The organism is Pseudomonas sp. S5F11, from assembly GCF_019641515.1.
Taxonomy (GTDB): domain Bacteria; phylum Pseudomonadota; class Gammaproteobacteria; order Pseudomonadales; family Pseudomonadaceae; genus Aquipseudomonas; species Aquipseudomonas rhodesiae.
On sequence record NZ_JAIFJZ010000001.1, the window covers coordinates 5012070 to 5038449 of the forward strand.

The following is a 26380-nucleotide window of genomic DNA, read 5'->3' on the forward strand; positions in this document are numbered from 1 at the left end:
TACAGAGATGCTGCGTCAAGTCATGGTTTAAGCAATTGAGGCCACCGTCGGTCTGTTCCTACGGCGGGATTACTCGTCTCAGTAGTCTTTACGCTTGCGGAATGCCCAGCGCCCGGCAATCAGGGTGAACGTCGCCACCAGCGCCACCAGGATCCAGAAGCCCTCCGGGTCTTGGGAAAGCGGCACGCCGCCCACGTTCATGCCGAAGAAGCCGGCGATGATATTGATCGGCAGCGCCAGCACCGTCACCACGGTGAGGGTGAACAACGTGCGGTTGCTCTGCTCGTTGAGGTTGGCGGCGATTTCTTCCTGTAGCAACTTGATGCGCTCACCCAGGGCCGTCAGGTCGTTGATGATCAGCGCGAACTCCTCGGTGGATTTACGCAGCTCTTTCACGTCTTCCTTCTGCAACCACTGCGGCGGGCGATTAAGCAGGCGCAGCAGCGAGCCCGGCTCCAGCGCCAGCAGGCGTTGCAGGCGCACCAGTACCCGACGCATGGCGCCCAGTTCGGCGCGGTTGGTAGACAGACGCGAGGAGAGCAACTGGTCTTCGATATGGTCGACGCTGATGCTGGTTTTGCGCACGATCTGCGTCAGCACCTCGCCTTGATCGCGCAGCAGATGCACCAGCAATTCCAGGGGCGAACGAAAGCGCTCGCCGCCTTTGACCGACGAACGCAACTTGTCCACCGAGTGCAGCGGTTGCAGGCGCGCACTGATCAACAGGCGGCTGCGCGCACATACCCACAGCGTGGAAATATCCGACGACACCATGCTGCTGAAGTTGAACACCACGTCGTTGACCACGGCCAGCAACGCCGAGTCGACATGTTCGATCCGTGTGGAGCGGGAGCCTTCGTGCAACGCCTCAAAAAACTCCTCGGGCAATTGCAGATGCGCTTTCATCCAGCGCTCGCAGGCGGCGTGCGCCAGGTTCAGGTGCAGCCATAGGAACTCATCCGGATCGGCCGGTTGCTGCAACGCTTGCAAGGCCGTGGCTGAATCAATCTGTTCGCCTTTTTCACCTGGGCGAAAACGAAAACCGTAGAGCAAGCCAAACAGATCGGAATCCTGGTGGCTGTGGTCGATGCTGTGGTTCATGGGGGCTCGCAGAGAAAGCGCCTGTAGGACGTTTCACAGGTTCGCGTGGGCGAATCATTGCAAGGCTGTATGACGCGGACATTACGGTTTGAAGGCGCCCATAAAAAAGCGCCACCCGAAGGTAGCGCGTTTTTAAAGGGGTAGATCAATTGTCTTGCTTGTCTTCCAGCACCGCGCCGGTTTTGGCGTTGAGGGTCACGTCCCACTTTTTACCGGCGGTGTCGGTCATTTCGACCTCGTAGACCAGTACGCCGTTTTTGTGGTCCAGCTCGGTATCGGTGATGCTGGCGCCGGCATGTTTGGCCACGGCGGCGGCGTTGAGTTTTTCGAATGGCATCACTTCGCCGGACTTGAGCAGGCCTTCAATCTGGTCCGGGCGAACGTCCGCCTGGGCCAGGCCGGCGGTCAACGTCAGGGCAGTGGCAGCGAACAGGGCAGTCAGGGTTTTCATGGTGGGCTTCCTTCTCGGTTGAGCTGTTTAAGTGGCGCCAGATTAACCGGCGCAACTTAACTCATCCTTAAAGGCGCACTCAGTACTTATAGTCGTTGAGCAGATCCTGCACGCTCGACGACGGCCAGCGCTTGTAGAACTTCAGCAGTTCGGCGGCGCGGTTGGTGAAGATACCGTCGACGCCGGCCTTCATCACTTTGTCGAAGTCCACGGGCTCATCCACCGTGTAGACGTGGACCAGCAGGCCCTTATCGTGGGTCAGCTTGTTCATTTCCGGCTTGACCAGGTCGGTGTAGCTCTGGTCGCCCAGGTTGGTCAGCTGAGCCGATGGGCCGGTGCCGATAGCGCCGAGGCTCTTGGCCTGATCCACCCACTTTTCAAATTCGGCGGCGTCCTTGGGTTCTTGCTTGGCGTAATACGCGGCCTTGGTTGGCTCGCCGGATTCGGCAAAGGTCTGCTTGGACTTCGGCTCGATGCTGCCTTCGCCTACCCACAGCAGCAGGATCTTCGGCGTGTTCGGCATTTCCTTTTGCAGTTCTTTGAGGCTGGCGGTTTCAAAGGTTTGCAGCACTACGCGGCCCTTGCCCTGACCCACGCCGGTGTTGCTCTTGCCCAGCTTGGAACCGGCGGAACTCAACCAGCCTTTATCCAGCAGCTTGTTTTTCAGGTCGGCTTCGATGCCAGGGAATTGCTGGGGCTCTTTGGTTTCGATGTACAGCCCGGGTTTGTGCTGCGGGTTGCCCTCGGCGATCTTGATGATGTCGTCCAGGCTGAGGATTTTCAGGCCGACGAACCCCGGCCGCGCGCGGTCCGGGTAGGCAGCGTTGAACCAACTGCCGGCATCGAGGGTTTGCAGTTCTTTCCAGGTGAATTCATTGGCCGGCGCGTCTTTGCGCTCGGGGAACTTGGTGGCCACATCGGTGGTGCGTTGCAGGTTGTTGTCGTGCAGGGCGAACAGTACGCCGTCCTTGCTGCGTTGCAGGTCCAGTTCCAGGTAATCGGCGCCCAGGTCGCGTGCGACTTTGTAAGCGGCGGCAGTGGATTCGGGAGCATCGTAGGACGCGCCACGGTGCGCGATCACGGCGGGGTATGGAATGCCTTCGTTGGTTGCCAATTCAGCCGGGCTGATCGGTTCGGCGGCCTGTGCGTGGCCCAGGCCGAGCATCAGGGCGAGCAGCAAGGCGCTCTTGGTGAACGTGGCAGGCATAGGCGAAGTCCTTTCTTGGAGGTAGCTTTGAGAAGGGCTCCTTTTTAACAATTGATTGCGAACGGCGCTATCACCAAACCGACATTAACGTGCGCTCGCGCCAATTTTCTGCGCATTTTTACCCTGCATTGCAGTACTCTTGCCCGCAGCTGCCCCGTCAGAGGACAGCAACTTCTGCCACGCGTGTAAACCATCTTTCCAGTCCCTGTGGGACTTTTCAGTGAGGTTTAGCATGCGCATCACTTCCGAGCTTATCTGCCAGGCCGCCGACCAACTCAACGGTTTCGTCGGCCTTAACCGCAAAACCGGCCAGTACATCGTGCGTTTCAGCGAAGACTCGTTCGGCATGGACGTGGCCGATGACGGCATTATCCCCTGCGCCGAATTTGTCTGGCTGCCGGCTCCGGGGCAAACCATGACCCTGTCCCGCGAGCGCATTCAGTTGCTGCTCGATCAGAACATCGACGATCGCATCAACATCACCGAACCGCTGCGGGTGTATATGCGCCGGGTGGAAATTCCGCAGATCAGCGCCATGCGCAGTCTGGTGCAGGCCCAGGCTCGCGCCTAAAAGGTGTAGTCCCGTTCTACCTTGCACACCCGCGTGTGAAACGCCGAGTACCAGGTGCTACGCCCTTGCTCACGCACCGCCCGGTGTTCGGCGTGATGTTTCCAGGCCAGGATCGCTGCTTCGCTGGCCCAATACGACACGGTGATCCCCAGGCCGTCCTCTCGCGCTGACTCCACCCCGAGAAACCCCGGTTGTTCACGAGCCAGTTCGAGCATGCGCATGGCGGCCTGGCTGTAGCCTTGATCGCCTTCGGTGCGCAGCGAGGTGAAAATCACCGCGTAGTAGGGCGCCGCCGGTGTGTCAGCGATCATGCCGACACCGCCTGGCAGGCCTTGAGCAGTGCTAGCGCCAGCGGCGGTGGGGTGCCTTTGAGCGCTGCACGTTCGGGCTGGAACAGGGTGGCGACAAAGAACGGATGATCCAGTAGCTCCACCGCGCGCAGGTCCCCGGCCGAATCGTGCCCGGTAGGGATCAGGTCGCCTTCGAATAGGGCCTGGGCGAAGTCCGGGTTCACGCCGTAGCGGCAGCGATAGCCTTCTTCGATCTCCAATTGGCCGTAGGCGTCGGCGATACGGGTGTAGGACGCTAACCGCACGGTATCGGTGGCCTCCACCAACGAGCAACTTAACGGTGTGATCACCACGCGGGCGGCGTGGGGCGCCAGCTCGCCGTGTTCGGCATCGACCCAGCCCAGTACATTGCGGGCATATTCGAGCACGGCATGTTGAAAGCCGCCGCAGGTGCCGAGGAATGGACGCCGCTGTTCGCGGGCAAAGCGGATGGCATGCAAGGCGCCTTCGGTATCACGGTAGGGGCTGGCGGGCACGCACCAGAAACCGTCGAAGCGGTGCAACTGCGAACCGGCTGTGAGGGTGTCGGTGTCGAGCCACTGCGGATGGACCTGCACGCCGAGGCGGTCGGCAGCCTGTTGCAGCGCGACGGGAATCGCCTGGTGCGCAATCACATCGGGGTTGTAGTCGCCGATCAAGGCGAGGTGCAAGTGCTTGGCTTTCATCGTGGGCGTCCCATGGCTTGTGGTGTCCTGGCGTGCACTATAGATTGGCGCCCACGCAATCAATATTGGCGTTTGAACACATGCTCAATGCAGTGATGCACTATCAGCTCGACTATGCCGACCTCTCTCTGATCCTCGCGCTGGTGCGCGGCGGCAGCCTGGCGCGGGCGGCGGCGCTGCTGCGGGTGGATGTGTCCACGGTGTTCCGCGCCGTGCGGCGACTGGAGGCGGCGCTGGGCCAGACGCTGTTTGAAAAGAGCCGCGCCGGCTACCTGCCCACCGGCCTGGCCAGCAACTTGGCGCAACAGGCCGAACGGGCGGAGCAAGCGTTGGAAGCGGCGCGAATCGGCGTAGAGCAGGGCGGTGAAGTGATCAGCGGCACGGTGCGCCTGACGTGCACCGACTCCGTGCTGCAAGGTTTGCTGCTACCGGCGCTGGCGCAGTTCATGCCGGACTACCCGGCGCTGAGCCTGGAACTGACTACCTCCAATGACTTCGCCAACCTCAGCCGCCGCGATGCCGACATCGCCCTGCGCCTGACGCGCACGCCGCCGGAGCATCTTGTTGGCCGTTGTCTGGGGCGTGTGTCCTACCAAGTCTGCGCCAGCACCGACTATGCAGCCCACCACGCAGGCTGTGAGTTGGCGGAACTGGCCTGGATCGCACCGGATGATTTTCTGCCCGATCACCCCACCGTCGTCTGGCGCCGCCAGCACTTGCCGGGTGTACGCCCCAGCTATCGTTGCAACAGCATGTTGTCGGTCACCGAACTGGTGCGGGCGGGGCTTGGGGTGGCGGCACTGCCGGACTTTCTGCTGGGCAGCGGCCTGCAAGCGCTTGGCCCGGTGCTGACCGGGCATGACACCGCGCTGTGGCTGCTCACGCGCCCCGATTGCCGGGCCTTGCGCTCAGTGGTGACGCTGTTCGATGAGTTGGGAAAACAGGTGCGCTTGCCGCAAGGTTAAGTCTTGCGCACAAAGTGCTCATGCATTTCGCACGTCAGGCTGTCGATGTGCTCCGAGAGCTGTTTGGTGATTTCCGTCAGCCGGGTGTTCTGCTCCAGCAATTCCAGTAGCTGCTTGGTGGTTTGCTCGGCTTGGGCCTGGCGCTCGCTGTTGGCAATGGCCAAGGCTTCGCGGTGTTGGGCGTCGGCATCGGACTGGGCCTTGTCCCGTGCGGCCTGGCGCGTCTGGGCCAGCAGGATCAACGGTGCGGCATAAGCTGACTGCAGGCTGAAAGCCAGGTTGAGCAGGATAAATGGGTAGACGTCGAAGTGGGTGATACCACTTACGTTGAGGGCCACCCACAGGATCACGATCAGGGTTTGTGCACCGAGAAACGCGGGGGTGCCGAAGAACCGCGCAAACGCTTCGGCTTTGAGTGCGAAGGCGTCGTTACCGAACGTCGGCGCCAGGTGGGCGTTGCCTCGGTGGAAACGCAGGTGGTCGACAGGTTTTTTTTGAGGGGCATCTGGGGTCATGGCAGGCTCGGATCATCAACGGTGAGACAGTGGTTCACTATAGCTCTGGCCGACTGTCTACTGCATGAATGATCCGAGCCCCGGCTCAGTGAGCCCCCCGCACGTTGGCAAACGCACTCACTGCCTGCACCGCCTCGCTGGTGCCCTCACGGATCTGCACGATCACCGCGCCGGCGCGGTTGGCCAGGTCTACCCCCAGCGCCGCACGGTCACGGGTGCCGTCCATGCTGGTGATGGCCTGGCGGGTTTCGTTCTGGATCATCGCGATCATGCTGGATATCTCGGATGTCGAGCCACTGGTGCGCGCCGCCAATTGCCGAACTTCATCGGCGACCACAGCGAACCCGCGTCCTTGCTCACCGGCCCGGGCCGCCTCGATGGCGGCATTGAGCGCGAGCAAGTTGGTCTGGTCGGCGATCGCGCGAATGGTGTTGACGATGGCGGTGATCTGTTCGGAGCGCTCGCCCAATTTGGCGATCAAGTGCGAAGAACCGTCGATATCGACGGCAATGTCGCGCATCCCGCTGGCACTTTGCTGAATCACCTCGGCGCCTTTTTCGGCAATGTCCCGTGTGGTCATGGAGATGTGATAGGCCTGGGCCGCGCTGGCGGCATCGGCGGCGTGCTGCTGCACTCTGGCCGTTACGTCCGAGGCGAATTTGACGATTTTGCACAGGCGCCCGCCTGCGTCGTAGACCGGGTTGTAACTGGCTTCGAGCCATACGGTGTTGCCGTGTTTATCCACGCGTTCGAACTGCCCGCTGAACAGTTCGCCCTGGTTCAGGCGCCGCCAGAAATCGCTGTAAGCCTGGGTGCCGGCGGTGTTCGGGGCGCAGAAAATACGGTGATGCTGGCCCTGGATCTGCGCCAGGCTATAACCCATGCGTTGCAGGAAGTTTGTATTGGCTGTGATTACCGTGCCGTCCAGGTTGAACTCGATCACTGCCATGGCCCGACCGATGGCTTCGAGTTTGCCGTTGGATTCGCTTTCGCTTTGCAGGCGCGGGGTGACGTCCATGGCGTACTTGACCACTTTGATCAGGCGGCCGGTGTCATCGCATACTGGGTTGTAGCTGGCTTCCAGCCACACCGACTGGCCGTCGCCAGCCACCCGTTCGAACGTGCCGGACTGGAACTGGCCGCTGCGTAGGTTCGTCCACAACTGGGCGTATTCGGCGCTGCGGGCGAATGCGGTGGTGCAAAACATTCGATGGGGTTGGCCCAGCACTTGGTCGGCTCGGTAGCGCAAGGTTTTGAGAAAGTTGTCGTTGGCCCGCAGCACTTGGCCTTGCGGGTCGAACTCGATCACTGCCATGGAGCGTTCCATGGCGTTCAGCAGGCTGTTCTGTTGATTGAGGGTGTGTTGCAGGGTGTCGATCGTTTTCTTATGAGTGTTGAAAAACATGATGGTGTGCTCGAGCAAGCAAGCGTCTGAGGTTATCCGTGGTTATGCGCCTGCCCCCGTAAGGCATAGGCCCTACGGCTGACGTGCTCATTGCCAGCCTCCGTGTGCTGGCAGTGTGGGTGGAACAACCGGTTCAGAGTGATCAGCCCGACCAGAAGTTCGTTCCAAGGACAGGACCTTTGTTAGGCGGCCGAACAGTAATGGCATTATGGTATCTCTGCGGGAAAGCGCGGATATTTCGGACGAGATGTCATTGCGCCACTATCAGGCCGAGCGCGCTAGCCTGTCGGTGTTGGTGCAGACCCGGTTGCGGCCGGTGTGTTTGGCGGCATACAGGGCACGGTCTGCCGCATTCAGCCAACTGGCTGCATCGTCGTAGACCGGCTGGAAATCCGCCAGGCCGATGCTCAGGCTGACCTTAAGCTCCGGAAGGTGAGGGATGCGATAGTTGCAGAAGGTTTCCCGCAGGCGTTCCATGCGCTGCGCTGCCTTTTCCAGTGACATTTGCGGAAGGATCACACAGAACTCATCGCCTCCATATCGCCCGGCCAGGTCGTTATCCCGCAGGTTGCGCCGTAGCTCCAGGCTCAATTGCCGCAGCACCGTGTCGCCGACGATATGGCCGTGGGTGTCGTTGATTTGCTTGAAGTGATCGATATCGATCAGCGCGATGGTGGCGTGGCTTTTCTGATGCTGGCACTTGTGGAACTTGAGGTTCAGCAAGTCTTTCCAGGAACCGTGATTGAGCAGCTCCGTGAGGCTGTCGATACGGCTCAGGGCGCTGAGCGTGCGTTTGTGGTCCGACAGTTTTATCGCCAACTGATAGCAGACCATGCCGATAGCCATGGGGTAGAGCGTCAGCATCGGCAGGCAGGCGTACACCTCTATCAGCCTGACATTGAGGTTCAGTTGCACGCCAAACAACACCCAGGCCAATCCTGCTCCGAACAATTGGGCCAGCAGCCCGCCTAGCAACAAACGCTGGCCGCCGGCGGCCACGTTGTTCATGGCTACCATCGACAGCAGGGTGACGCTGGTCAACGGCGTAAATTGCAGCGTTGCGGTCCAAAACCCGCTGAACAGGGCATCAAACAGCAGGTTGCGCCGTTCAGCGTTGTAGGGAAACTTGGCCCGGATAGCCAGTTGATACGCCACATGAGGCCAGACAAAACCATTGACCAGCAGCACCGCCCAGACCCACGCAGGCATCCCCAGCGGGTAGAGCGCGGCGGTGACGCTGAGGCAGCACATGGCCGCGCCGATGATTCTTGGCTTGTAGATACGCCTGGCAAACGAGATCCCTTTGCCTTGTCGGTTTTCCATAGATACCTGGGTTAGCTGATTTTTTTGTAGATATAAAGGCACGCATTCTGGGGAATTACCGTTGATCGGATAACTCCCGTGAATATTGTCAATTATTCAGGTAGGAATAATCAGTGTCCTTCCAGGCCATTTCCGCAAAAAGGGTGACAGATGCGTCAAAAGCGACCAGGAATGTCGCTGTTGCAACAGTCGTTATGGCTGTGTGCTGGGCTTGATTTCGTAGCCGGCCAGAAACAGGTCGATGGCGGACTCAATCACGCGGGCCTGGGTGGCCGCGTCGAGGGTGGGTTGGCCCAGCGTAATCTGCGGCCAGAATGCAAACGCCTTGAGCAGGCTCTGGATCTGGTGAGCGGCAAAGGCCGGGTCGTTGCCGGATAGCCGCCCGTCTTCTTGAGCCGCGCGGACCCATTGGGTAAAGCCTTCTTCCCGTTGGCTCAAACGCGTGACCATATCCTGCGCGCGTTCTGGCGAATGGATCGTGGCGGCAATGGCAACTCGGGCCAGGTCGAGAAAGTTGTTATCCGACATCATCTTCATCTTCGCCTCCAACAACCCGCGCAACTGTTCGCGCAACGGGCGGTCGCTGCTGTAGCAGACGTCTAACTGCGCGACCGTGCTGGCCCAGAGTTGATGAAGTATCTCGGCGAACAATTCTTCTTTGCTCGGGAAATGGTTGTAGACCGTGCGTTTAGAGACCCCGGCAGTGGCGGCGATCTTGTCCATGCTGGTGACCTCGAAACCGTTTTCGCGAAATTCGCTGATCGCCGCGCTCACGATGGCTTCGCGTTTGCGGTCGGTAAGACGTTGAGGGGCAGTCATGGTTGGCGGTCGGCTCTCAGGAGGGAAATTACACTCGGTAGTTTACTTGCTACGGGTTTTGTTGCAATCTTGAAACTACACTGTGCAGTGTAGTTTATGAGCGGACTGTAGGAGTCACTCTGTCATGGCCATGATTTCATCCCGTGTCGTCCCTTCAGCCAAACCCGCCGAGCAGGGTAAAGGCGCTTTCAGCAACGAAGCCCCCGTGCAGCATGGCGGTTTCGGCAAAACGTTGCGTATTTTCTGGAACATGCTGTTTAACAAACCCCGCACAACGCGGCCGGTAGGGGCTATACCCGTCGAACCGCTGACCCGCGACCAGTTATGGAATGCGCCGGACCACAGTGTGTTTCGCCTGGGACATTCCACCGTGCTGTTGAAAATGCGCGGCAAGTTCTGGGTGACCGACCCGGTCTTCGCCGAACGCGCTTCCCCATTCAGTTGGGCCGGCCCCCAGCGTTTCCACCAACCGCCGATTAGTCTGGATGAACTGCCTGACCTTGAAGCGGTGATTCTTTCCCACAACCACTACGACCATCTGGACCGCAATGCTGTCATCCAACTGGCCGACAAAACCCGGCATTTCCTCGCGCCGCTGGGCGTGGGCGACATCTTGGTCAAGTGGGGGGTAGATGCCAGCAAAGTGCGTCAATTGGACTGGTGGCAGGGCACCGAGGTGGATGGCATTCGTTTTGTCGCCACCCCCGCCCAACATTTTTCCGGGCGCGGCCTGTTCGATGCCAACCACACCCTGTGGTGTTCATGGGTCATGATCGACGGCTCACGGCGAATTTTTTTCAGCGGCGACACAGGCTACTTCGACGGCTTCAAACGTATCGGTGAACACTACGGCCCCTTCGATCTGACACTGATGGAAACCGGTGCGTACAACGTCGACTGGCCCCATGTTCACATGCAGCCCGAGCAAACCCTGCAGGCCCACATCGACCTTAAAGGCCGTTGGCTGCTGCCGATCCACAACGGCACCTTCGATCTGGCGTTCCATGCCTGGCACGAACCCTTTGATCGCATCATGGCATTAGCGTGGGAGCGCAATGTGTCGATTGCGACGCCGCCAATGGGACGGGCATTCAGTTTGAATCAGCCAGAGCGTGGGCATGCCTGGTGGCTGGACGTGGAAACCCATGGTGCTCGGGAGCATCTGGCGAGCTGACGAAAGCGCCGTCGAAAAAGGAGTTTTCAAGCTGTTTCAAGGCTGCGACAGGTGCCAGTCAAGGGTGCGATCATCCCCCGGAAAATCATCGCAGGGGGCCATCCGATGGAAAAGGATTACAGGAAACCGTGTTCAAAAACAGTCGTTTGCCCAGTGTCGTCACTGGGGCTGGTGCAGGGCGAATCGACAAAACCCGCCTGCGGTCCGCCTCAGGTCTCCACTGACGCTGGAGGCGCAAAAAAGGGTATTGCTTTCGATACAGCCCCCCAAGCTCGTATTCACCTGGAAAGTCATATGCCGATTCCCGGTTTCAGCGCGCCCAGCCTGCCTGCAAAACCCATGCGGGATCCGTCGCTGTCACTCATCGCGTTAAGCGGCGTGGACCCTACCGAGCCGGTGATGGTGGAAGTGCCATTGGTGCAAAACGACACCACCCGCACGGTTACCTCATTTTTGGCTGGCAAGCGTGTAGGGTTTGCCGACCGCTACCAGCAGGGCGATGCCCACGCCTCCATCGAGCACTCCGCATCCTTCATGCGCGCACTGGAGAGGCTGCGCCGGGGAGGGGCGTTGCTGTTTCCAGTGTCTGCGCAGCGGTTGGACGCCAGCCTGCAATTCGACCTGCATACCCGCAATGAAATCGATGATCTGATAAACCAATACCGTCTGGATGCCCTGGTGTCGGACAGCCGCAGCGGGGCATTCCATGCGGCTTGCTGGGCTGGTTACCCCAAGGTGGGCGAACCCCTCGAAGATGGCGCCACGTTATGGTTTTACGGCGCGCGATGGTCCAGGGACTCTCTGGCGGCGCTGGCACAGGCCTATCGCAACGCCGCTCGGCTGACATCTTCATAACCGACGTAGGCACGGAATAGGCTGAGTGGCTAAGCTCCATTGGCGTGAGGCGTGGTCGAGTCCATGGCTGCCGCGGTGGTGCCCATCAGCCGTGCAATCATGCTCTGGGGGGCAGGTTCGGTGGGGCTGGCGGCCCACTTGCGAGCGGTCATACCCCATCCCGGTGCGAAGCCCGGGAAGAATACCAACCCTTCAGCCTCCAGCCGAAACGCCAACGCCAGGCGGGTTTCGTCATCGGCCTCGACGTGCTGCTCAAAGCGTTGCACGGCGTCGACCGTCACACCTGCCTGGCGTGCCAGCTCTTCCCGGCTCCAGCCCAACATGGCGCGGGCCTGCACGCAGTGCTTGGCGGTGAATTGGTGCAGCAGGATCTGTTGGTCTACGAAAGAACTGATTGCCAGAGAGGACATGGAATTTCTCCAGGGTTCGACGAGTGAAGGCAAACTATACTGTGTTTTTGTACAGTTGTTTTGACCGCTCATCAACTTGTGCCGTCTCTTGGCGTTGAGCCACCTGCTATTGCACCCCTGGCGCCTCGCGAATGATCAGGTGGTCCAGGTTCTCGATATCCGCGCTGAACACCCCGAACGTCTGTTCGGGGTTTTTCTTGCTCGGCACCTGTTTCAACTCCGGGGTCACGCCGTAAAAGAAGCAATATAGCGTGCGTTCACTGTCGACAGCCGCTTTGATCTGCTCCAGGAATGCCTTGCGTTTGCGATAGTTCTCGATGAGTTTTTTGCTCAGGTAGACATTCACCGAATAGGGTTTCTTGTCCAGCCATACCTTCTTTTCGAAGTCGATGCGAAAGCTGTTGGTGTAGTCCTTGATCTCTTTGATCTTGCCCCAGTAAATCAGGCCCTTGTTGTCTTGCAGGTATTCGATTTTCTTGAAAAACGTCCAGTAGGTCGCGGTGTGATCGCCGATCTTCAACGGCATGCTTTTCAGCTTGTCCTTGTTGTCGATGTTCGACACATAGCACTCCACCGGATGGGCGAACACGCTGGTTTTGTCCGGTGCGCTTTCGTGGGAGCTGGCGGGGGAGCCTACGCGTGTTGAAGGCGACTTCGTCGGATCTTGTGGGATCTTCTCTTCGTGACCGGGCAGTGCGGGGTTGCGTGGGTAAGTACGTCGCGTCAGTACAAATTCCGATGGGAAATTGTCCTCTCGCTCGTCGTCGCTTTCGCCGGCAGCGCCCTTGTGCGTGCTGGCGTAACGGCAGCCGTCGATATGCTGGGTGGCCGGGGTGTTCTTGAAGTGTGGCGTGCGCAGGTAGTTGACGTTTTTCGCGTTGAAGGTGGTCAGCACGTTGCTCGCTTGGAACGCAGCGCGGCACACGTCGTTGGGGCACAGAAAGCTGTCCTTGTCAGAATCGAAGGCGACGGTTTCGTCGAAATTCAGCTCGCGCACATCATAGATCGATAGCTTTTCGTCGAGACTCAGGCAGTAGGCCGTGTCGAATTTCATGGGGCTCGGGTCCGTGAGAAAGTTCGCTATTAATAGCCGGATCCTAGGTAAATATCAGCAAGAACCTGCAACCCGCCGTCCACTCAGAAAACACAAGGTGCCGCCCAGCGCGGTCAACGCACCCAGGGCGTAGAACATGCTGGTGGGCGCTGCGTTGATCAACAGATAGCCGCAGATCACCGGGCTCATCGCGCCGCCGAACGCCGCCAGGTTCTGTGCGCCGTAGTAACTGCCACGCAGCGCTTGCGGGGCGATGGTGTCGATAAACAGGAACTCCGATGGGTAGATGATCATCTCGCCCAAGGTGAACACGAACATTGCCACGCACCAGCTCAGCAGACCGTCCGCGAGGCTGAAGCCAACCAATCCGGCGATGAACAGCGTGGTGCCCAGCACGATCCAGTAGCGCAATTGCTCACGCTTGAGGAAGCGGCCGATCTGGTATTGCATGGCGATCACGGTAACGGCATTGCACGCCAGCACCGCTGACAGAATTTTCAGCGCCTGCTCCGGCTTGTAGGCCACCAGCAGAAACTGTGACAGATAAAGCGTATAGCGCCCGTGGACAATGGTGCTGAACAAGCTGCCGCTGGTGAACAGGATCAACGTGCGATCACTGCGCAAGGTACGCAGCGTGCTGAGAAAACTCAGTGGCTTGACGCTTTCGTCGCGTTGAGTGGGCGGGATGCCGATCATCAGGAACACACTGCCCAAGGCAATCGCGCTGGCGATCAAAAACGGCGCCAACGGCATTTGCCCGGCTATCACTACGCCCACCATGGGGCCGGTGGCGTAGCCGACGTTGGTCAGGGTGTAACGCAGGGAAAACACCTTGGCCCGTTCCCCCACCGGTAGGTTTTCGCTGATGATTGCCTTGGAGCCGATCAAAAACAGTGCCGAGGCGGCTTCGGTGATCACCAGGGTCAAGGTGGTGAGGTAGAGGTTGCTGGCAAAGGTCAGCAACAGAAAACCGATGGAGCTGGAGAGCATCGCCAGGATCAACAGCTTGCGTTTTTCCAAACGATCGATGATGTAGCCGCCATACAAGCCCAGCAGCGTGGCGATAAACACCGCGACGCCCATCAACAGGCCGATGTCCTGCTGGTTGAGGCCCAGGCGGGTGCTCAATAGCAGCGCCAGCAACGGGCTGGTCATGGCGCGGCTGACCACGATGGTGACCGAGCAGATCATCAAGCGGCGGATTACCAGGGAGTAGGTGGCCACGGTGAAGGCGAGCGTCCTAAATAGTACTTAACGACAACATAGATCAAAGGTGGGAGGGGGCTTGCCCCCGATAGCGGTGTATCAGACAAGCATCAGTTAACTGAACCACTGCTATCGGGGCAAGCCCCTCGCACATTTTCAGACCGTGTTGTTACTGGCCGGCATTGATGGTGATTTTCTCGACCGCCCCTTGCTCCAGGTCCCACTTCTTCAGAATCTTGCTGTAGGTGCCGTCATCGATCATGGCCTGCAACGTCTCACTGATCGCCGTGACCAGCTCGGTGTTGCTCTTCTCGATGCCCAGCCCGGTGAATTGCTTGGAAATCGCCAGGCCCACCGGCTTGTACTTGCCCTTGTCCAACGACATCAGATACGGAATGGTTTCGCTGCCCTGCATCGCTGCATCCAGGCGGTTCTGCTGCAACTGCGCTCGCGCGTCCGCCGAACCTTCGGTACCGATCACTACGATGCCTGGCTTACCCGCCGCTTCGCAGTGTTCCTTGCTCCATGCGGTAATCTCCGACGGCCAAGTGGTGCGGCGGCTGGTGCCGACTTTTTTACCGCACAAGTCAGTCAATTCCTTGATCTCTTCACGCTTGGCCAGGGTGTACAGCTGTGGGCCGCTGGTGAAGTAGTCGATAAAGGTCACCGATTTCTGCCTTTCGGCGGTGTCGGTCATGCCTGACAGCACGATGTCCACGCGCTTGGTGGTCAGGCCGCTGAGCATCTGCTCGAAGCCGGTTTCCTGCCATTTGATCTTTACACCCAGGCGCTCGGCCAACGCATTGCCCAGGTCAAAGTCAAAACCGGTGAGTTTGTTGGTGGCCGGGTCTTTGAAATCCATCGGCGGGTAGTTCGGCACGATGGCCGCGCTGATTTCGCCTTTGTCCTTGATGGCCGCCGGCAAGGCGAACACAGCAGTGGAGGCCATCAGGCCGGCGAGCAGGGTAGGGATAAACAGGTTTTTCATGGGGACGTTCTCGTTAGTTATTTAGTTAAGTGCGAACGGCAGAAATAAAGCTTTGGGTACGCGGGTTTTGTGGGCTTATTAGAATTTCTTCGGGGCTGCCGGCTTCCACAATCTGGCCGGCGTCCATAAACACCATGCGGTTGGACACTTCACGGGCGAAGCCCAACTCATGGGTGACCACGATCATGGTCATGCCGGTGGTGGCTAAATCGCGCATCACCGACAGCACTTCTCCTACCAGCTCCGGGTCGAGGGCCGACGTGGGTTCGTCAAACAGCATCAACTTGGGACGCATCGCCAGGGCGCGGGCAATCGCCACACGCTGCTGCTGACCGCCGGACAATTCCACCGGATAGGCATTGCGCTTGTCCGCCAGGCCGACGCGGGCCAGCAGCTCCATGGCATCTTCGATGGCCTCTTTGGGCGAGCGTTTGAGCACCTGGCACGGGCCTTCGATGATGTTCTGCAGCACGGTCATATGCGGGAACAAATTAAAGCGCTGGAACACCATGCCGGTGGCCAGGCGTTGGCGGGCGATCTGCACTTCGTTCATCTCGTGCAGCTTGTTGCCGACCACCCGGTAACCCACCAGCTCGCCGTCGACCCATAGGCCGCCCTTGTCGATTTTTTCCAGTTGATTGACGCAGCGCAGCAGGGTGCTTTTACCCGAGCCGGACGGGCCGATGATGCACATCACCTCGCCTTGCTCGACCTCGATATTGATGTCGCGCAGCGCGTGATACTGGTCGTAATACTTGTTCAGGTTGACGGCCTTGACGATGCTTCTCATGGGCAAATCTCCTCAACCCAGACTTACGAACGCTTGCCGGCGCCGCGGGCAAAGCGACGCTCCAGGCGGCTTTGGCCAAATGAAAGAACGGTCACCACCGCCAGGTACCAGATGCCCGCGACGATCAGCAGCTCCATGACCCGCGCGTTGGCGTAGTAGATGTTTTGCGCGTTGTGCAGCAGCTCCGAGTACTGGATCACACTGGCCAGGCTGGTCATTTTCACCATGCTGATGAACTCGTTGCCTACGGGCGGAATAATCACGCGCATGGCCTGCGGCAGAATGATCCTACGCAGCGCTTGCAGACTCGGCATGCCGATGGATTTGGCCGCTTCGTACTGGCCGGTATCCACCGACAGCAAACCGGCGCGCACCACCTCCGCGGTGTAGGCACCCTGGTTGATGCTCAGGCCGAGCAGGGCGGCCACGAATGGCGTCATCAGGTCGACGGTGTCGATGCTGAACAGGCCGGGAATCGCGATCACCGGGAAGATCAACGCCAGGTTGAACCACAGCAGCAGTTGCAGAATCAGTGGCGTACCACGGAACAGCCAGGTGTAAGTGATGGCCACGTAGCGCAGGATCGGGTTGGCCGACATGCGCATGATCGCGGTGATCACGCCGATCACCACGCCCAGCGCCATGGCCAGAATCGACATGACGATGGTGTTCACCAGGCCCCACAGAATGGCCTCAGACGTGAGGAACTGACCGATGTAGGACCATTCGATCTGGCCATTGGCGAATGCGCGCAACAGCGCGGCCAGGACGATCACAATCAACGTGGCGAAGAACATGCGCCCGTAATAGCGCCGCGGCACATGTTCGTACTGGGTGATATCGAACTGGTTCTCGGACTGCTTGCGCTCGGCTTGCAAGCGCTCGGCAGGGGTTGGGTTCATGGTGATTCTCCAAAAAAGCGATTACCGCTGTACTCGGTGCAACTGTTGAAATGCGGTCAAAATGTGGGAACTGGCTTGGCTGCGAAAGCGTCAATGCAGGCACCACCTATTCCAGTGGCTCAAAGCCGAAACCCCAGGTAACTCTCAGCCCATTTCTGCTGCTCAGCCAACGCCACCTTCAACCGCCCGATCTGCTCGCGCACTCGCTCCGGCGCCGTCCCACCCCAGCCACTGCGCGCAGCAATCGCCGCTTCCAGGGTCAGGCAATCGCGCACATCAGGGGTCAACCGCGCATCCACCTCGGCCAGCATCGCCGGCGAGGCTTCCCACAATTCGATCTCATGCTTCTCACAGGCCTGCACCAAAGCGCCGGTAATCTCGTGGGCCTCCTTGAACGGCACGCCACGGGTGGCCAACCAATCGGCCACTTCGGTCGCCAAGGTAAAACCCATGGGGGCCTGGCGCCGCAGCTCTTCCACCTGCACCTTCATGGTCGCGACCATCCCGGCCATGGCCGGCAGCACCAGCAGCAGAGTGTCGACGCTGTCCAGCACGCTGTGCTTGTCTTCACTCAAATCGCGGTTGTAGGAGAGTGGCAACGACTTGAGCGTCGACATCAACCCGGTCAGGTTGCCGATCAAGCGCCCGGCCTTGCCCCGTGCCAATTCGGCAATGTCCGGGTTCTTTTTCTGCGGCATGATCGAGCTACCGGTGGCGTAGGCATCGTCCAGCACGACCCAGCGAAATTGGCGCGACGACCACAGGCAAAACTCTTCGGACAGCCGCGAAATATTCACCCCGAGCATGCCCGCCACAAACAAAAATTCCGCTACATGATCGCGGCTGGCCACGGCATCGATGGAGTTTTCGCAGGGTGCGCTGTAGCCCATTTCCTCAGCCGACTGCTGCGGTTGACGCGCAATCGCGGAACCTGCCATCGCCGCCGCGCCCAACGGCGACAATGCCGTGCGCGCATCCCAATCCACCAGGCGCTGTACGTCACGCAACATCGACTGGGCGTGAGCCAGCAAGTGGTGGGCGAACACAATCGGCTGGGCCTGCTGCAAGTGGGTAAAGCCCGGGCAGATACTCTCGATATGCTGTTCGGCTTGGGTCACCAATGCCTGCTGCAACCCCAGCACCTCGGTGGCGATGGTGCGCGCATGGTCCCGTAGGAAAAGGCGTAGATCATTGGCCGTCTGATCGTTGCGCGAACGCCCGGCGCGCAGCTTGCCGCCCAGGGCGCCGAGGCGCTCGGTCAGGACGCGTTCGATAAAGGTGTGGACGTCTTCGTCATCCAGGGTCGGATGCAGGCGGCCGGCGGCGAAGTCCTCGCCGATAGTGTCCAGTGCCTGCAGCGTGCGCTGGGTCTCCGATTCGTCCAGCAGCCCGGCGCGCTGCAACTCACGGGCATGGGCGCGGGAGCCAGCCAGGTCGTAGGGCGTCAGGCGGAAATAACGCTCAGGGCAACGGGACAGCGCCGCCAATGCCGCGGACGGGCCACTCTTGAAACGCGCGCCCCAGAGGCGGTCGGTAGGCTGAGACATAGGTGTTCCTCACGCTTGTTTTTAGAAGAGTCGGAGGCAGTAAAAGTAAGTTTTCAATCGGGTTGAACCGGCGTCTGACGCACCGTATTCAAGGTTGCCAAGGGCGGTTGTTTATGTTCATTATCGCCGCCTGGCTGTATTCAAGGATTGGGTCAAAGCCTGTTTGAATATGGCACTAGAGGTCAACGCGTATTATGGAAACCCCACTTTCCAATTCTGGAAACATAGCGCCGAAACCCGGCACTCGACCGCCTTTGCAACTGAGCGGCCTGGACTTCAAATTGCTCCGGGTATTTATGGCCGTGGTCGAGGCGGGAGGCTTCAGCGCCGCTCAAAACGAGCTGAACGTGGGCCTGGCGGCCATCAGCAAACAGATTTCCGACCTGGAAATCCGCATCGGCATGCGCCTGTGTACGCGGGGCCGCGAAGGCTTCGGGCTGACCGAAGAAGGCAAGTTGGTATATCAGGCCAGCATTGAGCTATTTGCCTCGGTGGACAGTTTCAGAGACAAGCTTAGTTCGGCGCAAAACGAGCTTATTGGTGACCTTAGTGTCGGAGTTATTGATAACACCGTCTCCGATGTTAATTCACCATTGATTAAAGCCCTGGGCGCCTTACATAGCCAGTCGCCAAAAATAAGATTGCGCCTACATGCCTCGCAATTGGATGAAGTTGAGCGCGGCGTAGTGGAAGGGCGTTTGATCGTCGGTATTGTTCCCGTATACCAGCGCCGCGAAGAATTCGACTACTTCCCGCTCTACGAAGAAAGGGCCCACGCCTACTGCGCCGTAGGACATCCGCTGTTCACTGCGAACGACATCACGCCTGAGGTGCTGCGCCAATATGAAGTGGTCAACCATCGGTATGCGATCCATCGCGATAAGAGCCATTTCGTCAACTACGACAGCCAATCGGCCTCAGCCTCCCAGGTCGAAGCCGTCGCCATCCTGATCCTTACCGGCCGCTTTATCGGTTTCCTGCCCGAACACTACGCCACACCCTTGGTAAAGGAAGGGCGCCTGCGCGCACTGTGTCCGGAGCAGGTTCACCTGAGCACGGCGTTTAACCTGATCCTGCGCCACAACGCGCCGAGAAGTCCGCTGGTAAAAGCCTTTGCCACCGCCCTGGGGGTAAATCTCAAAGCCACCCCATAAACCCTTCGCCGAACACAGATCAACGGGCTGAAAAACGTCAAATGTGGGAGGTGCCGAGGTTTAGCGAGGCTGCGATGGGACCGACTCGGTTTCCCTGTCGAACTTCTCCACCCGCATCACCGCTGCAACCGAGCGCGCTTTTTCTTCTTCGCATGAAAATGCCGAAAATGCGCATCCTGCGCCGCCGCCAACAACTCCCGATCCCCACGCGTATCGCCCCAGGCCCGCAGTCGATACTCCCCCAGATCCCCGTACACCGCCTCAAGCCGCAGCACTTTATTCTCACAACGGCAGTTATTGCCGGTGAGCTTGCCGGTCAACACCCCGTCGACCACCTCCAGCTCCGTGCCAATCAACTTGATCCCAAGCCGATCGGCAAATGGCTGCAGCACCAACGCCGGCGATGCCGAGCACAGCGTCACCTCCGCCCCTGAGCCCAACTCCTGCTCCACCGACAGCACCCCCGCCGGGCGCATCAGCCGCGCCCAATTGCGCTGGCAGTACTCTTCGGCTTTCTGCTGCACCCACGTCTTCTCCACCCCGGTCATAAAGGTGCGGATCAACTGTGCTTTCAACTCATCCCGGCTGATCTGCCGCACCAAAAAGCGCAGCCCCGGCACGGCCAGCTTGACCATCCGGCCATAGAACTCGCCGCTGCCGAAGGCAAACTTGAGGAAGGGCACGAAACTGTCGTGGTGGGTGAGGGTGCCGTCGAAGTCAAAGACGGAGAGTACTTTGGCATCAACGGGACCGGCTTCGAGCATGTCTGGGTTCACGGGTTGGCCTCGGTCCTATTTAGTATTTTTAAGCGTGCATCAGGTGTGACAGCAGGAGTCTACTCCCGTGCCAATCTTCCGATCTTGGCGTAAAGCGCTTCGGTGAAAGCATCCCGGTCGCTTGATCGGTGACAACGCTGATGGCAATTGGGGCACAAGGCTACAGCATTGGTGATGCGATCCGAACCCTTAGCATGCTGTAGGTCCGATCCTGAATTTTTGTCAAAAAAAAGAGCTGCGATTAGCAGCTCTTTTTTTTACTTGTAAATCAATCCCAGCTCAGCGCACCGCCGGTCTGGTACTCGATCACGCGGGTTTCGAAGAAGTTTTTCTCTTTCTTCAAGTCCATGATCTCGCTCATCCATGGGAACGGGTTGGTGGTCCCCGGATACTCTTCCTTCAAGCCAATCTGCGACAGGCGACGATTGGCGATGAACTTGAGGTAATCCTCCATCATCGCTGCGTTCATGCCGAGAACACCGCGCGGCATGGTGTCGCGCGCGTATTCGATCTCCAGTTGGGTCCCTTGCAGGATCATCTGGGTCGCTTCTTCTTTCATCTCGGCATCCCACAGGTGTGGGTTTTCGATTTTGATCTGGTTGATCACGTCGATACCGAAGTTCAGGTGCATCGATTCGTCGCGCAGGATGTATTGGAACTGCTCGGCCACGCCGGTCATTTTGTTGCGGCGGCCCATGGAGAGGATCTGGGTGAAGCCGCAATAGAAGAAGATGCCTTCGAGTACGCAGTAGTAGGCGACCAGGTTGCGCAGCAGTTCTTTGTCGGTGTCGACGGTGCCGGTTTCGAACTTCGGATCGGAGATCGAACGGGTGTACTTCAGGCCCCAGGCGGCTTTCTTCGCCACCGATGGGATCTCGTGGTACATGTTGAAGATCTCGCCTTCATCCATGGCCAACGATTCGATGCAGTACTGGTAGGCGTGGGTGTGGATCGCTTCTTCGAAGGCCTGGCGCAGGATGTACTGGCGGCACTCTGGGTTGGTGATCAGGCGGTACACGGCCAGCACCAGGTTGTTGGCGACCAACGAATCCGCAGTAGAGAAGAAGCCCAGGTTACGCATGACGATACGGCGTTCGTCGTCGGTAAGGCCTTCGGGGTTTTTCCACAGGGCGATGTCGGCGGTCATGTTGACCTCTTGCGGCATCCAGTGGTTGGCGCAGCCGTCGAGGTACTTTTGCCAGGCCCAGTCGTACTTGAAGGGCACGAGTTGGTTGAGGTCGGCGCGGCAGTTGATCATGCGCTTTTCGTCGACGGCGACGCGGGCGGAGGCGCCTTCGAGTTCGGCGAGGCCTTCGGCGATGTCGAGTTTGTCCAGGGCGGCCTTGGCGCGCACGATAGCGGCGGAGTCATTGGCGGTGACGGCGCGGGCTTCAATGGCGGCGGCGGCGCCGGCACCGTCGAGGCGGTCCATGTTGGCTTCGGTGGCGTGGCCGGCGTTGGCGCCTTTGGTGGCTACTTCGCCTTCATCTTCTTTGTCGAATTCGTCCCAGCTCAGCATGACGTGTCGTCTCCTGCGTGAGGGCTCCAAGGTGCCCGTGTGAAACCGGATGGTTGGGTATTCACACGGCCCGAGGGCCGCGGTGGATCTTAAGGAATCGTTTCTTGCAACAGCTCGCGCAGGCATTAAACGGAAATTGCGTAACGGGTGCGCTGCGTGAGGCTTGAGGGGCGGAGCGGTCGGTGCTGGCTCCGGCGATGGCCTCAGGTCTGGCTCTTCGTCCCTGTGTAAAGGGATATTGCAGGCCCGATTTACCCGCGCATTATAGGGAAAAAATCGGCTTTGTGTTGCGGCGGATGGTCACGATTGGCCGCTGTGAGGCCATGGTTTTCGGTCAAAGCGCGTGTTTGCAAGGCTTTGCTGGGGTAGGAATTTTTTGACGGGCGGTGGGATGTTTTGGGTAGGCGAGGGTGAGGGCGCAGAGTAGGGCTTTGTAAGGCAGGTTCTTGGCCGCAGAAACGATTTTCTGCGGCGGCCAAGATCCGAGTTTATATCTGAATAATTATGTTATTAGCCGTTAGAGCAGCCATTGCCCATTACATGGTAATTAAGAATATGACGCTGACCTTGGGAGTCTTCATATTCCATTTTTACCGGTACAACTTCGCAGACATTCGGCACGTTGCTCATGGACAGTACTTTGGCGATGTCCAAATGAGTGCTGTAGGTGTAGTCCTCGACAATCGGTGCGTTCTTGCCGGCCAGTTCGGTCGGGGCTTCGTCGGCCAGGGCGGCAGTGGCACACACGCTGCTGAGGGCCATCACTACTAACGCTTTCATTACTTTATTTACCTTCTTCAGGGCGAAAGGGGTCACGGGGCCCTTGTGAGGCCGCGTGTGTAACTTAAAAGTTGGGAAGTTCGGATTAACGTTGCCTTCGTGGGGGCTGTTGCGTTGTTAATCACAGTGCCTTGTTGGCGGAGTTGATTTTAGGCGTGCCGGTTATATTCATATACCCGTGCTTTTGATAAACACTTTTGGCGGTTTTTGTAACAATCGCCAGGTGAAGGATTTTTCATAGGCCGGTAAAGCCCCGTAGGCTGCGGGCCAGAGCGGTGTAAGGGGATAGCAGGGCAATTTGTAGGGTCTTGTTACTACCATCGTCGAATGGTTCTATAGGCTCACCCCGGCTAAAACAGGGGCCATACAAAAACAACTATTGTCACCGAGGTAAGAAAGATGAGTGCGGCTTCCCTGTACCCCGTTCGCCCCGAAGTAGCAGCCAACACGCTGACCGACGAGGCGACCTACAAGGCCATGTACCAGCAGTCGGTGGTCAACCCCGATGGTTTCTGGCGCGAGCAAGCCAAGCGTCTTGACTGGATCAAGCCTTTCACCACGGTGAAGCAGACGTCGTTCGACGATCACCACGTCGACATCAAGTGGTTCGCCGATGGCACCTTGAACGTTTCCTACAACTGCCTGGACCGTCATCTCGCCGAGCGCGGCGATCAGGCAGCCATCATCTGGGAGGGCGATGACCCTGCCGAGAGCCGTACCATCACCTACCGCGAGCTGCACGAAGAAGTCTGCAAATTCGCCAACGCCCTGCGTGGCCAGGATGTGCATCGCGGCGACGTGGTAACCATCTATATGCCGATGATTCCCGAAGCCGTGGTCGCCATGCTGGCCTGCGCGCGCATCGGTGCGATCCATTCGGTGGTGTTCGGTGGTTTTTCGCCGGAGGCCCTGGCCGGTCGCATTATCGACTGTAAGTCGAAGGTGGTGATCACCGCTGACGAAGGCATCCGCGCCGGTAAGAAGATTCCGCTCAAGGCCAACGTCGACGACGCCCTGACCAATCCGGAAACCAGCAGCATCCAGAAAGTTATCGTGTGCAAGCGCACCAACGGCGCGATCAAGTGGAACCAGCATCGCGACATCTGGTACGAAGACCTGATGAAAGTGGCAGGCGCGGTCTGTGCACCGAAAGAGATGGGTGCCGAAGAAGCTCTCTTTATCCTCTATACCTCCGGCTCCACCGGCAAGCCCAAGGGCGTGCAGCACACCACCGGCGGTTACCTGCTGTATGCGGCCCTGACCCATGAGCGCGTCTTCGACTACCGCCCAGGTGAGATCTACTGGTGCACCGCCGACGTCGGCTGGGTCACCGGCCACACCTACATCGTCTACGGCCCACTGGCCAATGGCGCGACCACGCTGCTGTTCGAAGGCGTGCCGAACTACCCGGACATCACCCGAGTGGCAAAGATTGTCGACAAGCACAAGGTCAATATCCTCTACACCGCCCCGACCGCGATCCGCGCGATGATGGCCTCGGGCACCGCCGCCTGCGAAGGCGCCGACGGCAGCAGCCTGCGTCTGCTCGGTTCGGTGGGCGAGCCGATCAACCCGGAAGCCTGGGACTGGTACTACAAGAACGTCGGTCAATCCCGTTGCCCGATCGTCGACACCTGGTGGCAGACCGAAACCGGCGGCAACATGATGAGCCCGCTGCCGGGCGCCCATGCGCTCAAGCCGGGTTCGGCGGCGCGGCCGTTCTTTGGCGTGGTGCCGGCGTTGGTGGACAACCTCGGCAACCTGATCGAAGGCCCCGCAGAAGGCAACCTGGTGATCCTCGACTCGTGGCCAGGCCAGGCCCGTACCTTGTACGGCGACCACGACCGTTTTGTGGATACCTATTTCAAGACCTTCCGTGGCATGTACTTCACCGGTGACGGCGCGCGCCGTGACGAGGATGGCTACTACTGGATCACCGGGCGCGTGGACGACGTGTTGAACGTCTCCGGCCACCGCATGGGCACCGCCGAGATCGAAAGCGCGATGGTCGCCCACCCTAAAGTCGCCGAAGCGGCGGTGGTGGGTGTGCCGCACGACATCAAGGGGCAGGGCATTTATGTCTACGTCACCTTGAATGGCGGCGAAGAACCGACCGAAGCCCTGCGCCTGGAGCTGAAAAACTGGGTGCGCAAAGAAATCGGGCCGATTGCTTCGCCGGATGTGATCCAGTGGGCACCGGGCCTGCCGAAAACCCGCTCGGGCAAAATCATGCGCCGCATCCTGCGCAAGATCGCCACGGGCGAGTACGACGGGTTGGGGGATATCTCCACCCTGGCGGACCCAGGTGTGGTGGCGCATTTGATTGAGACGCACAAGACCATGAACGTCGCGTAAAGCGGGGTAGATGGGAACAGCCCCATTCGGCGTAAGCCGAGTGGGGCTTTTTTATGATCTCTCAAAACCACTGAGAACCAATGTGGGAGGGGGCTTGCCCCCGATGCCGGTAGGTCAGCTAAAGATTAACTGAATGATAAGTTGCTATCGGGGGCAAGCCCTTTCCCACATTTGGAGTGCAGTTCAAGGCGGGCATGGCGGAGGGGCTGACGGCCCGACATAACCACCAGACCAATAAATATCGATTTATTGTGTAGGAGGTTTCTGAATGTTACCGAGTGGTGCAAATGTGTAACCCGCTGCCCACACCTGAGGCGAACGGCTACGCGAATGCCCCGAAAAACCGCGTTTTAGACACCCCTGGAAATAAGATTAACCGCTAGACTTGCCGTGCTAGAAGGGTTTGCGAATAATAGGCCCGCAATTTGCAGCATCAACAGGTTTAATATCTTTTGTCTCTGCATAAATTTCAGGGGCTGTCAATGAGCTGGAACCGCTTTCTCGGTGCTTCTGTAAATTGTTGTCGCATTGAGGAAATATCGGCTTCCGGCCTGTCGTTAGAATGCCGATCACTCGCTCGTCGTCGCAGGTAGTCACCGGCGTAGGACGCTGCAACGCTATTCGGTTTTACTCAATCGCATCATGGGCCATGGCTCATACTGCTGTTTCTGCCCTATACCGATGGAGTCCCAAGATGAAGAAACTCGTGCTGTTGGGCGCCCTGGCGCTGTCCGTGCTGTCCATGCAGGCTTTCGCTGAAGGCAAGCCACTGAAAATTGGTATCGAAGCAGCCTACCCTCCGTTTGCGTCGAAAGCGCCGGATGGCAGCATCGTCGGTTTCGACTACGACATCGGCAACGCGCTGTGCGAAGAGATGAAGGTCAAGTGCACCTGGGTTGAGCAGGAATTCGACGGTCTGATCCCCGCACTCAAAGTGCGCAAGATCGACGCGATCCTGTCGTCCATGTCCATTACCGAAGACCGTAAGAAGTCTGTGGACTTCACCACCCGCTACTACCTGACCCCAGCACGTCTGGTGTTGAAGGAAGGCACGACCGTCAGCGACAGCCTGGAAGAGTTGAAAGGCAAGAAGATCGGTGTGCAGCGCGGTTCGATCCACGATCGCTTCGCCAAGGAAGTGCTGGCCCCTAAAGGCGCCACCGTGGTTCCTTACGGCACCCAGAACGAAATCTACCTGGACGTGGCCGCCGGTCGCCTCGACGGCACCGTGGCTGATGCGACCCTGCTGCAGGACGGTTTCCTGAAGACCGACGCCGGCAAAGGTTTCGCCTTCGTAGGCCCTGCATTTACCGACGTCAAATACTTCGGCGACGGCGTAGGCATCGCGGTGCGCAAAGGCGACAAGGAAAACCTCGACCGCATCAACGCGGCTATCGCGGCGATCCGTGCCAACGGCAAATACAAGCAAATCCAGGACAAGTACTTCGACTTCGATATCTACGGCGCCGACGCCAAGTAAATCGTCGCAGCTGTCTGT

26 protein-coding genes and 2 pseudogenes are annotated in these 26380 nt (G+C 59.0%); 7 read left to right on the forward strand and 21 right to left on the reverse strand.

Features of this window, described 5'->3' with window-relative positions:
* Window positions 1-78 precede the first annotated feature (78 nt).
* The 3 genes from K1567_RS22675 to K1567_RS22685 form a co-directional block, all read right to left on the reverse strand.
* A complete protein-coding gene (locus K1567_RS22675) occupies window positions 79-1101 on the reverse strand; it encodes a transporter (protein WP_034100005.1) in 1023 nt (340 codons plus the stop codon).
* A gap of 145 nt (window positions 1102-1246) precedes the next feature.
* Window positions 1247-1552: a PepSY domain-containing protein gene (locus K1567_RS22680; RefSeq protein WP_034100004.1), complete on the reverse strand. Its 306-nt coding sequence runs from the start codon at window positions 1550-1552 to the stop codon at window positions 1247-1249.
* A 79-nt stretch (window positions 1553-1631) separates the two neighbouring features.
* On the reverse strand, window positions 1632-2759 hold the full coding sequence (locus K1567_RS22685) for a glycerophosphodiester phosphodiesterase (protein WP_034114948.1): 1128 nt from the start codon (window positions 2757-2759) through the stop codon (window positions 1632-1634).
* A 232-nt stretch (window positions 2760-2991) separates the two neighbouring features.
* Between K1567_RS22685 and K1567_RS22690 the strand changes: the two genes are divergently transcribed.
* Window positions 2992-3330, forward strand: coding sequence for a DUF2025 family protein (locus K1567_RS22690; protein ID WP_034100001.1), 339 nt, complete (start codon window positions 2992-2994; stop codon window positions 3328-3330).
* Here the strand turns inward: K1567_RS22690 and K1567_RS22695 are convergent.
* Together K1567_RS22695 and K1567_RS22700 are read right to left on the reverse strand one after the other, a co-directional pair.
* Window positions 3327-3641: an antibiotic biosynthesis monooxygenase gene (locus K1567_RS22695; protein WP_034099998.1), complete on the reverse strand. Its 315-nt coding sequence runs from the start codon at window positions 3639-3641 to the stop codon at window positions 3327-3329. The two genes, K1567_RS22690 and K1567_RS22695, sit on opposite strands and share 4 nt — an antisense overlap.
* Complete coding sequence (locus tag K1567_RS22700) at window positions 3638-4345, reverse strand: CTP synthase (RefSeq protein WP_034114947.1); 708 nt, start codon at window positions 4343-4345, stop codon at window positions 3638-3640. The genes K1567_RS22695 and K1567_RS22700 overlap by 4 nt, the downstream gene beginning before the upstream one ends.
* Window positions 4346-4425: 80 nt before the next feature.
* Here K1567_RS22700 and K1567_RS22705 point away from each other — a divergent pair, with 80 nt between their 5' ends.
* Window positions 4426-5310 (forward strand): LysR family transcriptional regulator, encoded by an 885-nt coding sequence (locus K1567_RS22705; RefSeq protein ID WP_220699056.1) that lies wholly within the window; start codon window positions 4426-4428, stop codon window positions 5308-5310.
* Here the strand turns inward: K1567_RS22705 and K1567_RS22710 are convergent.
* The 5 genes and pseudogenes from K1567_RS22710 to K1567_RS22725 form a co-directional block, all read right to left on the reverse strand.
* Entirely contained in the window at window positions 5307-5825 is a 519-nt protein-coding gene (locus tag K1567_RS22710) for a DUF1003 domain-containing protein (RefSeq protein ID WP_220698870.1), read from the reverse strand. The two genes, K1567_RS22705 and K1567_RS22710, sit on opposite strands and share 4 nt — an antisense overlap.
* Before the next feature lie 85 nt (window positions 5826-5910).
* Window positions 5911-6405, reverse strand: coding sequence for a methyl-accepting chemotaxis protein (locus tag K1567_RS28080; RefSeq protein ID WP_256593263.1), 495 nt, complete (start codon window positions 6403-6405; stop codon window positions 5911-5913).
* Window positions 6406-6459: 54 nt separating this feature from the next.
* Window positions 6460-7230: pseudogene (locus tag K1567_RS28085) on the reverse strand (PAS domain-containing protein); the annotation flags it as partial.
* A 264-nt stretch (window positions 7231-7494) separates the two neighbouring features.
* Complete coding sequence (locus tag K1567_RS22720) at window positions 7495-8553, reverse strand: diguanylate cyclase (RefSeq protein WP_034114944.1); 1059 nt, start codon at window positions 8551-8553, stop codon at window positions 7495-7497.
* Window positions 8554-8745: 192 nt separating this feature from the next.
* Entirely contained in the window at window positions 8746-9372 is a 627-nt protein-coding gene (locus tag K1567_RS22725; protein ID WP_034114943.1) for a TetR/AcrR family transcriptional regulator, read from the reverse strand.
* A gap of 124 nt (window positions 9373-9496) precedes the next feature.
* Between K1567_RS22725 and K1567_RS22730 the strand changes: the two genes are divergently transcribed.
* On the forward strand, window positions 9497-10546 hold the full coding sequence (locus tag K1567_RS22730; RefSeq protein ID WP_034099986.1) for an MBL fold metallo-hydrolase: 1050 nt from the start codon (window positions 9497-9499) through the stop codon (window positions 10544-10546).
* A gap of 294 nt (window positions 10547-10840) precedes the next feature.
* Entirely contained in the window at window positions 10841-11401 is a 561-nt protein-coding gene (locus tag K1567_RS22735) for a hypothetical protein (RefSeq protein WP_259445014.1), read from the forward strand.
* Window positions 11402-11430: 29 nt separating this feature from the next.
* Here the strand turns inward: K1567_RS22735 and K1567_RS22740 are convergent, their stop codons facing one another.
* The 7 genes from K1567_RS22740 to argH form a co-directional block, all read right to left on the reverse strand.
* The gene (locus K1567_RS22740; protein ID WP_047882006.1) at window positions 11431-11811 is read right to left on the reverse strand and encodes a helix-turn-helix transcriptional regulator; all 381 of its coding nucleotides are present in this window, start codon (window positions 11809-11811) and stop codon (window positions 11431-11433) included.
* Between the two features lie 106 nt (window positions 11812-11917).
* Window positions 11918-12865: a hypothetical protein gene (locus K1567_RS22745; protein ID WP_034099982.1), complete on the reverse strand. Its 948-nt coding sequence runs from the start codon at window positions 12863-12865 to the stop codon at window positions 11918-11920.
* 54 nt (window positions 12866-12919) lie between these two features.
* Window positions 12920-14089 (reverse strand): MFS transporter, encoded by a 1170-nt coding sequence (locus K1567_RS22750; protein ID WP_220698871.1) that lies wholly within the window; start codon window positions 14087-14089, stop codon window positions 12920-12922.
* Window positions 14090-14240: 151 nt separating this feature from the next.
* Window positions 14241-15059: an ABC transporter substrate-binding protein gene (locus tag K1567_RS22755; protein ID WP_034114942.1), complete on the reverse strand. Its 819-nt coding sequence runs from the start codon at window positions 15057-15059 to the stop codon at window positions 14241-14243.
* A 25-nt stretch (window positions 15060-15084) separates the two neighbouring features.
* Window positions 15085-15849, reverse strand: coding sequence for an amino acid ABC transporter ATP-binding protein (locus K1567_RS22760; RefSeq protein ID WP_034099976.1), 765 nt, complete (start codon window positions 15847-15849; stop codon window positions 15085-15087).
* A 23-nt stretch (window positions 15850-15872) separates the two neighbouring features.
* Complete coding sequence (locus K1567_RS22765; RefSeq protein WP_034114941.1) at window positions 15873-16751, reverse strand: amino acid ABC transporter permease; 879 nt, start codon at window positions 16749-16751, stop codon at window positions 15873-15875.
* Window positions 16752-16870: 119 nt separating this feature from the next.
* Complete coding sequence (gene argH, locus K1567_RS22770) at window positions 16871-18298, reverse strand: argininosuccinate lyase (RefSeq protein WP_220698872.1); 1428 nt, start codon at window positions 18296-18298, stop codon at window positions 16871-16873.
* Between the two features lie 194 nt (window positions 18299-18492).
* On the opposite strand from argH, the gene K1567_RS22775 reads away from it, so the two are divergent.
* Window positions 18493-19452 (forward strand): LysR family transcriptional regulator, encoded by a 960-nt coding sequence (locus K1567_RS22775; protein ID WP_220698873.1) that lies wholly within the window; start codon window positions 18493-18495, stop codon window positions 19450-19452.
* Between the two features lie 116 nt (window positions 19453-19568).
* Here K1567_RS22775 and K1567_RS22780 read toward each other — a convergent pair whose 3' ends face one another.
* The 4 genes and pseudogenes from K1567_RS22780 to K1567_RS22790 all read right to left on the reverse strand — a co-directional run bounded on the left by K1567_RS22780 (window position 19569) and on the right by K1567_RS22790 (window position 22527).
* Window positions 19569-20216: an HAD-IB family hydrolase gene (locus K1567_RS22780; protein ID WP_034099970.1), complete on the reverse strand. Its 648-nt coding sequence runs from the start codon at window positions 20214-20216 to the stop codon at window positions 19569-19571.
* A gap of 71 nt (window positions 20217-20287) precedes the next feature.
* Window positions 20288-20419 (reverse strand): annotated as a pseudogene (locus K1567_RS27615) (HNH endonuclease); the annotation flags it as partial.
* Between the two features lie 77 nt (window positions 20420-20496).
* On the reverse strand, window positions 20497-21747 hold the full coding sequence (locus K1567_RS22785; protein WP_040269240.1) for a ribonucleotide-diphosphate reductase subunit beta: 1251 nt from the start codon (window positions 21745-21747) through the stop codon (window positions 20497-20499).
* A gap of 510 nt (window positions 21748-22257) precedes the next feature.
* Window positions 22258-22527, reverse strand: coding sequence for a DUF2790 domain-containing protein (locus K1567_RS22790; protein ID WP_034099955.1), 270 nt, complete (start codon window positions 22525-22527; stop codon window positions 22258-22260).
* A 399-nt stretch (window positions 22528-22926) separates the two neighbouring features.
* Here K1567_RS22790 and acs point away from each other — a divergent pair, with 399 nt between their 5' ends.
* Both acs and K1567_RS22800 read left to right on the forward strand, forming a co-directional pair.
* Window positions 22927-24882 (forward strand): acetate--CoA ligase, encoded by a 1956-nt coding sequence (gene acs, locus K1567_RS22795; protein WP_034099953.1) that lies wholly within the window; start codon window positions 22927-22929, stop codon window positions 24880-24882.
* A 694-nt stretch (window positions 24883-25576) separates the two neighbouring features.
* Complete coding sequence (locus tag K1567_RS22800; RefSeq protein ID WP_034099951.1) at window positions 25577-26362, forward strand: ABC transporter substrate-binding protein; 786 nt, start codon at window positions 25577-25579, stop codon at window positions 26360-26362.
* The last annotated feature ends 18 nt before the right edge of the window (window positions 26363-26380 follow it).

Excerpts from the sequence above, each read along its gene's own strand:
- K1567_RS22745 (WP_034099982.1), bottom strand. The coding sequence starts at position 12,865 with ATGAAATTCGACACGGCCTACTGCCTGAGTCTCGACGAAAAGCTATCG.
- K1567_RS22755 (WP_034114942.1), bottom strand. The coding sequence starts at position 15,059 with ATGAAAAACCTGTTTATCCCTACCCTGCTCGCCGGCCTGATGGCCTCC.
- K1567_RS22740 (WP_047882006.1), bottom strand. The coding sequence starts at position 11,811 with ATGTCCTCTCTGGCAATCAGTTCTTTCGTAGACCAACAGATCCTGCTG.
- K1567_RS22680 (WP_034100004.1), bottom strand. The coding sequence starts at position 1,552 with ATGAAAACCCTGACTGCCCTGTTCGCTGCCACTGCCCTGACGTTGACC.
- K1567_RS22675 (WP_034100005.1), bottom strand. The coding sequence starts at position 1,101 with ATGAACCACAGCATCGACCACAGCCACCAGGATTCCGATCTGTTTGGC.
- K1567_RS22705 (WP_220699056.1), top strand. The coding sequence starts at position 4,426 with ATGCTCAATGCAGTGATGCACTATCAGCTCGACTATGCCGACCTCTCT.
- K1567_RS22765 (WP_034114941.1), bottom strand. The coding sequence starts at position 16,751 with ATGAACCCAACCCCTGCCGAGCGCTTGCAAGCCGAGCGCAAGCAGTCC.
- acs (WP_034099953.1), top strand. The coding sequence starts at position 22,927 with ATGAGTGCGGCTTCCCTGTACCCCGTTCGCCCCGAAGTAGCAGCCAAC.
- K1567_RS22785 (WP_040269240.1), bottom strand. The coding sequence starts at position 21,747 with ATGCTGAGCTGGGACGAATTCGACAAAGAAGATGAAGGCGAAGTAGCC.
- K1567_RS22720 (WP_034114944.1), bottom strand. The coding sequence starts at position 8,553 with ATGGAAAACCGACAAGGCAAAGGGATCTCGTTTGCCAGGCGTATCTAC.
- K1567_RS22800 (WP_034099951.1), top strand. The coding sequence starts at position 25,577 with ATGAAGAAACTCGTGCTGTTGGGCGCCCTGGCGCTGTCCGTGCTGTCC.
- K1567_RS22760 (WP_034099976.1), bottom strand. The coding sequence starts at position 15,849 with ATGAGAAGCATCGTCAAGGCCGTCAACCTGAACAAGTATTACGACCAG.
- K1567_RS28080 (WP_256593263.1), bottom strand. The coding sequence starts at position 6,405 with ATGACCACACGGGACATTGCCGAAAAAGGCGCCGAGGTGATTCAGCAA.
- K1567_RS22700 (WP_034114947.1), bottom strand. The coding sequence starts at position 4,345 with ATGAAAGCCAAGCACTTGCACCTCGCCTTGATCGGCGACTACAACCCC.
- K1567_RS22695 (WP_034099998.1), bottom strand. The coding sequence starts at position 3,641 with ATGATCGCTGACACACCGGCGGCGCCCTACTACGCGGTGATTTTCACC.
- K1567_RS22690 (WP_034100001.1), top strand. The coding sequence starts at position 2,992 with ATGCGCATCACTTCCGAGCTTATCTGCCAGGCCGCCGACCAACTCAAC.
- K1567_RS22735 (WP_259445014.1), top strand. The coding sequence starts at position 10,841 with ATGCCGATTCCCGGTTTCAGCGCGCCCAGCCTGCCTGCAAAACCCATG.
- K1567_RS22780 (WP_034099970.1), bottom strand. The coding sequence starts at position 20,216 with ATGCTCGAAGCCGGTCCCGTTGATGCCAAAGTACTCTCCGTCTTTGAC.
- K1567_RS22790 (WP_034099955.1), bottom strand. The coding sequence starts at position 22,527 with ATGAAAGCGTTAGTAGTGATGGCCCTCAGCAGCGTGTGTGCCACTGCC.
- K1567_RS22685 (WP_034114948.1), bottom strand. The coding sequence starts at position 2,759 with ATGCCTGCCACGTTCACCAAGAGCGCCTTGCTGCTCGCCCTGATGCTC.
- K1567_RS22775 (WP_220698873.1), top strand. The coding sequence starts at position 18,493 with ATGGAAACCCCACTTTCCAATTCTGGAAACATAGCGCCGAAACCCGGC.
- K1567_RS22725 (WP_034114943.1), bottom strand. The coding sequence starts at position 9,372 with ATGACTGCCCCTCAACGTCTTACCGACCGCAAACGCGAAGCCATCGTG.
- K1567_RS22710 (WP_220698870.1), bottom strand. The coding sequence starts at position 5,825 with ATGACCCCAGATGCCCCTCAAAAAAAACCTGTCGACCACCTGCGTTTC.
- K1567_RS22730 (WP_034099986.1), top strand. The coding sequence starts at position 9,497 with ATGGCCATGATTTCATCCCGTGTCGTCCCTTCAGCCAAACCCGCCGAG.
- argH (WP_220698872.1), bottom strand. The coding sequence starts at position 18,298 with ATGTCTCAGCCTACCGACCGCCTCTGGGGCGCGCGTTTCAAGAGTGGC.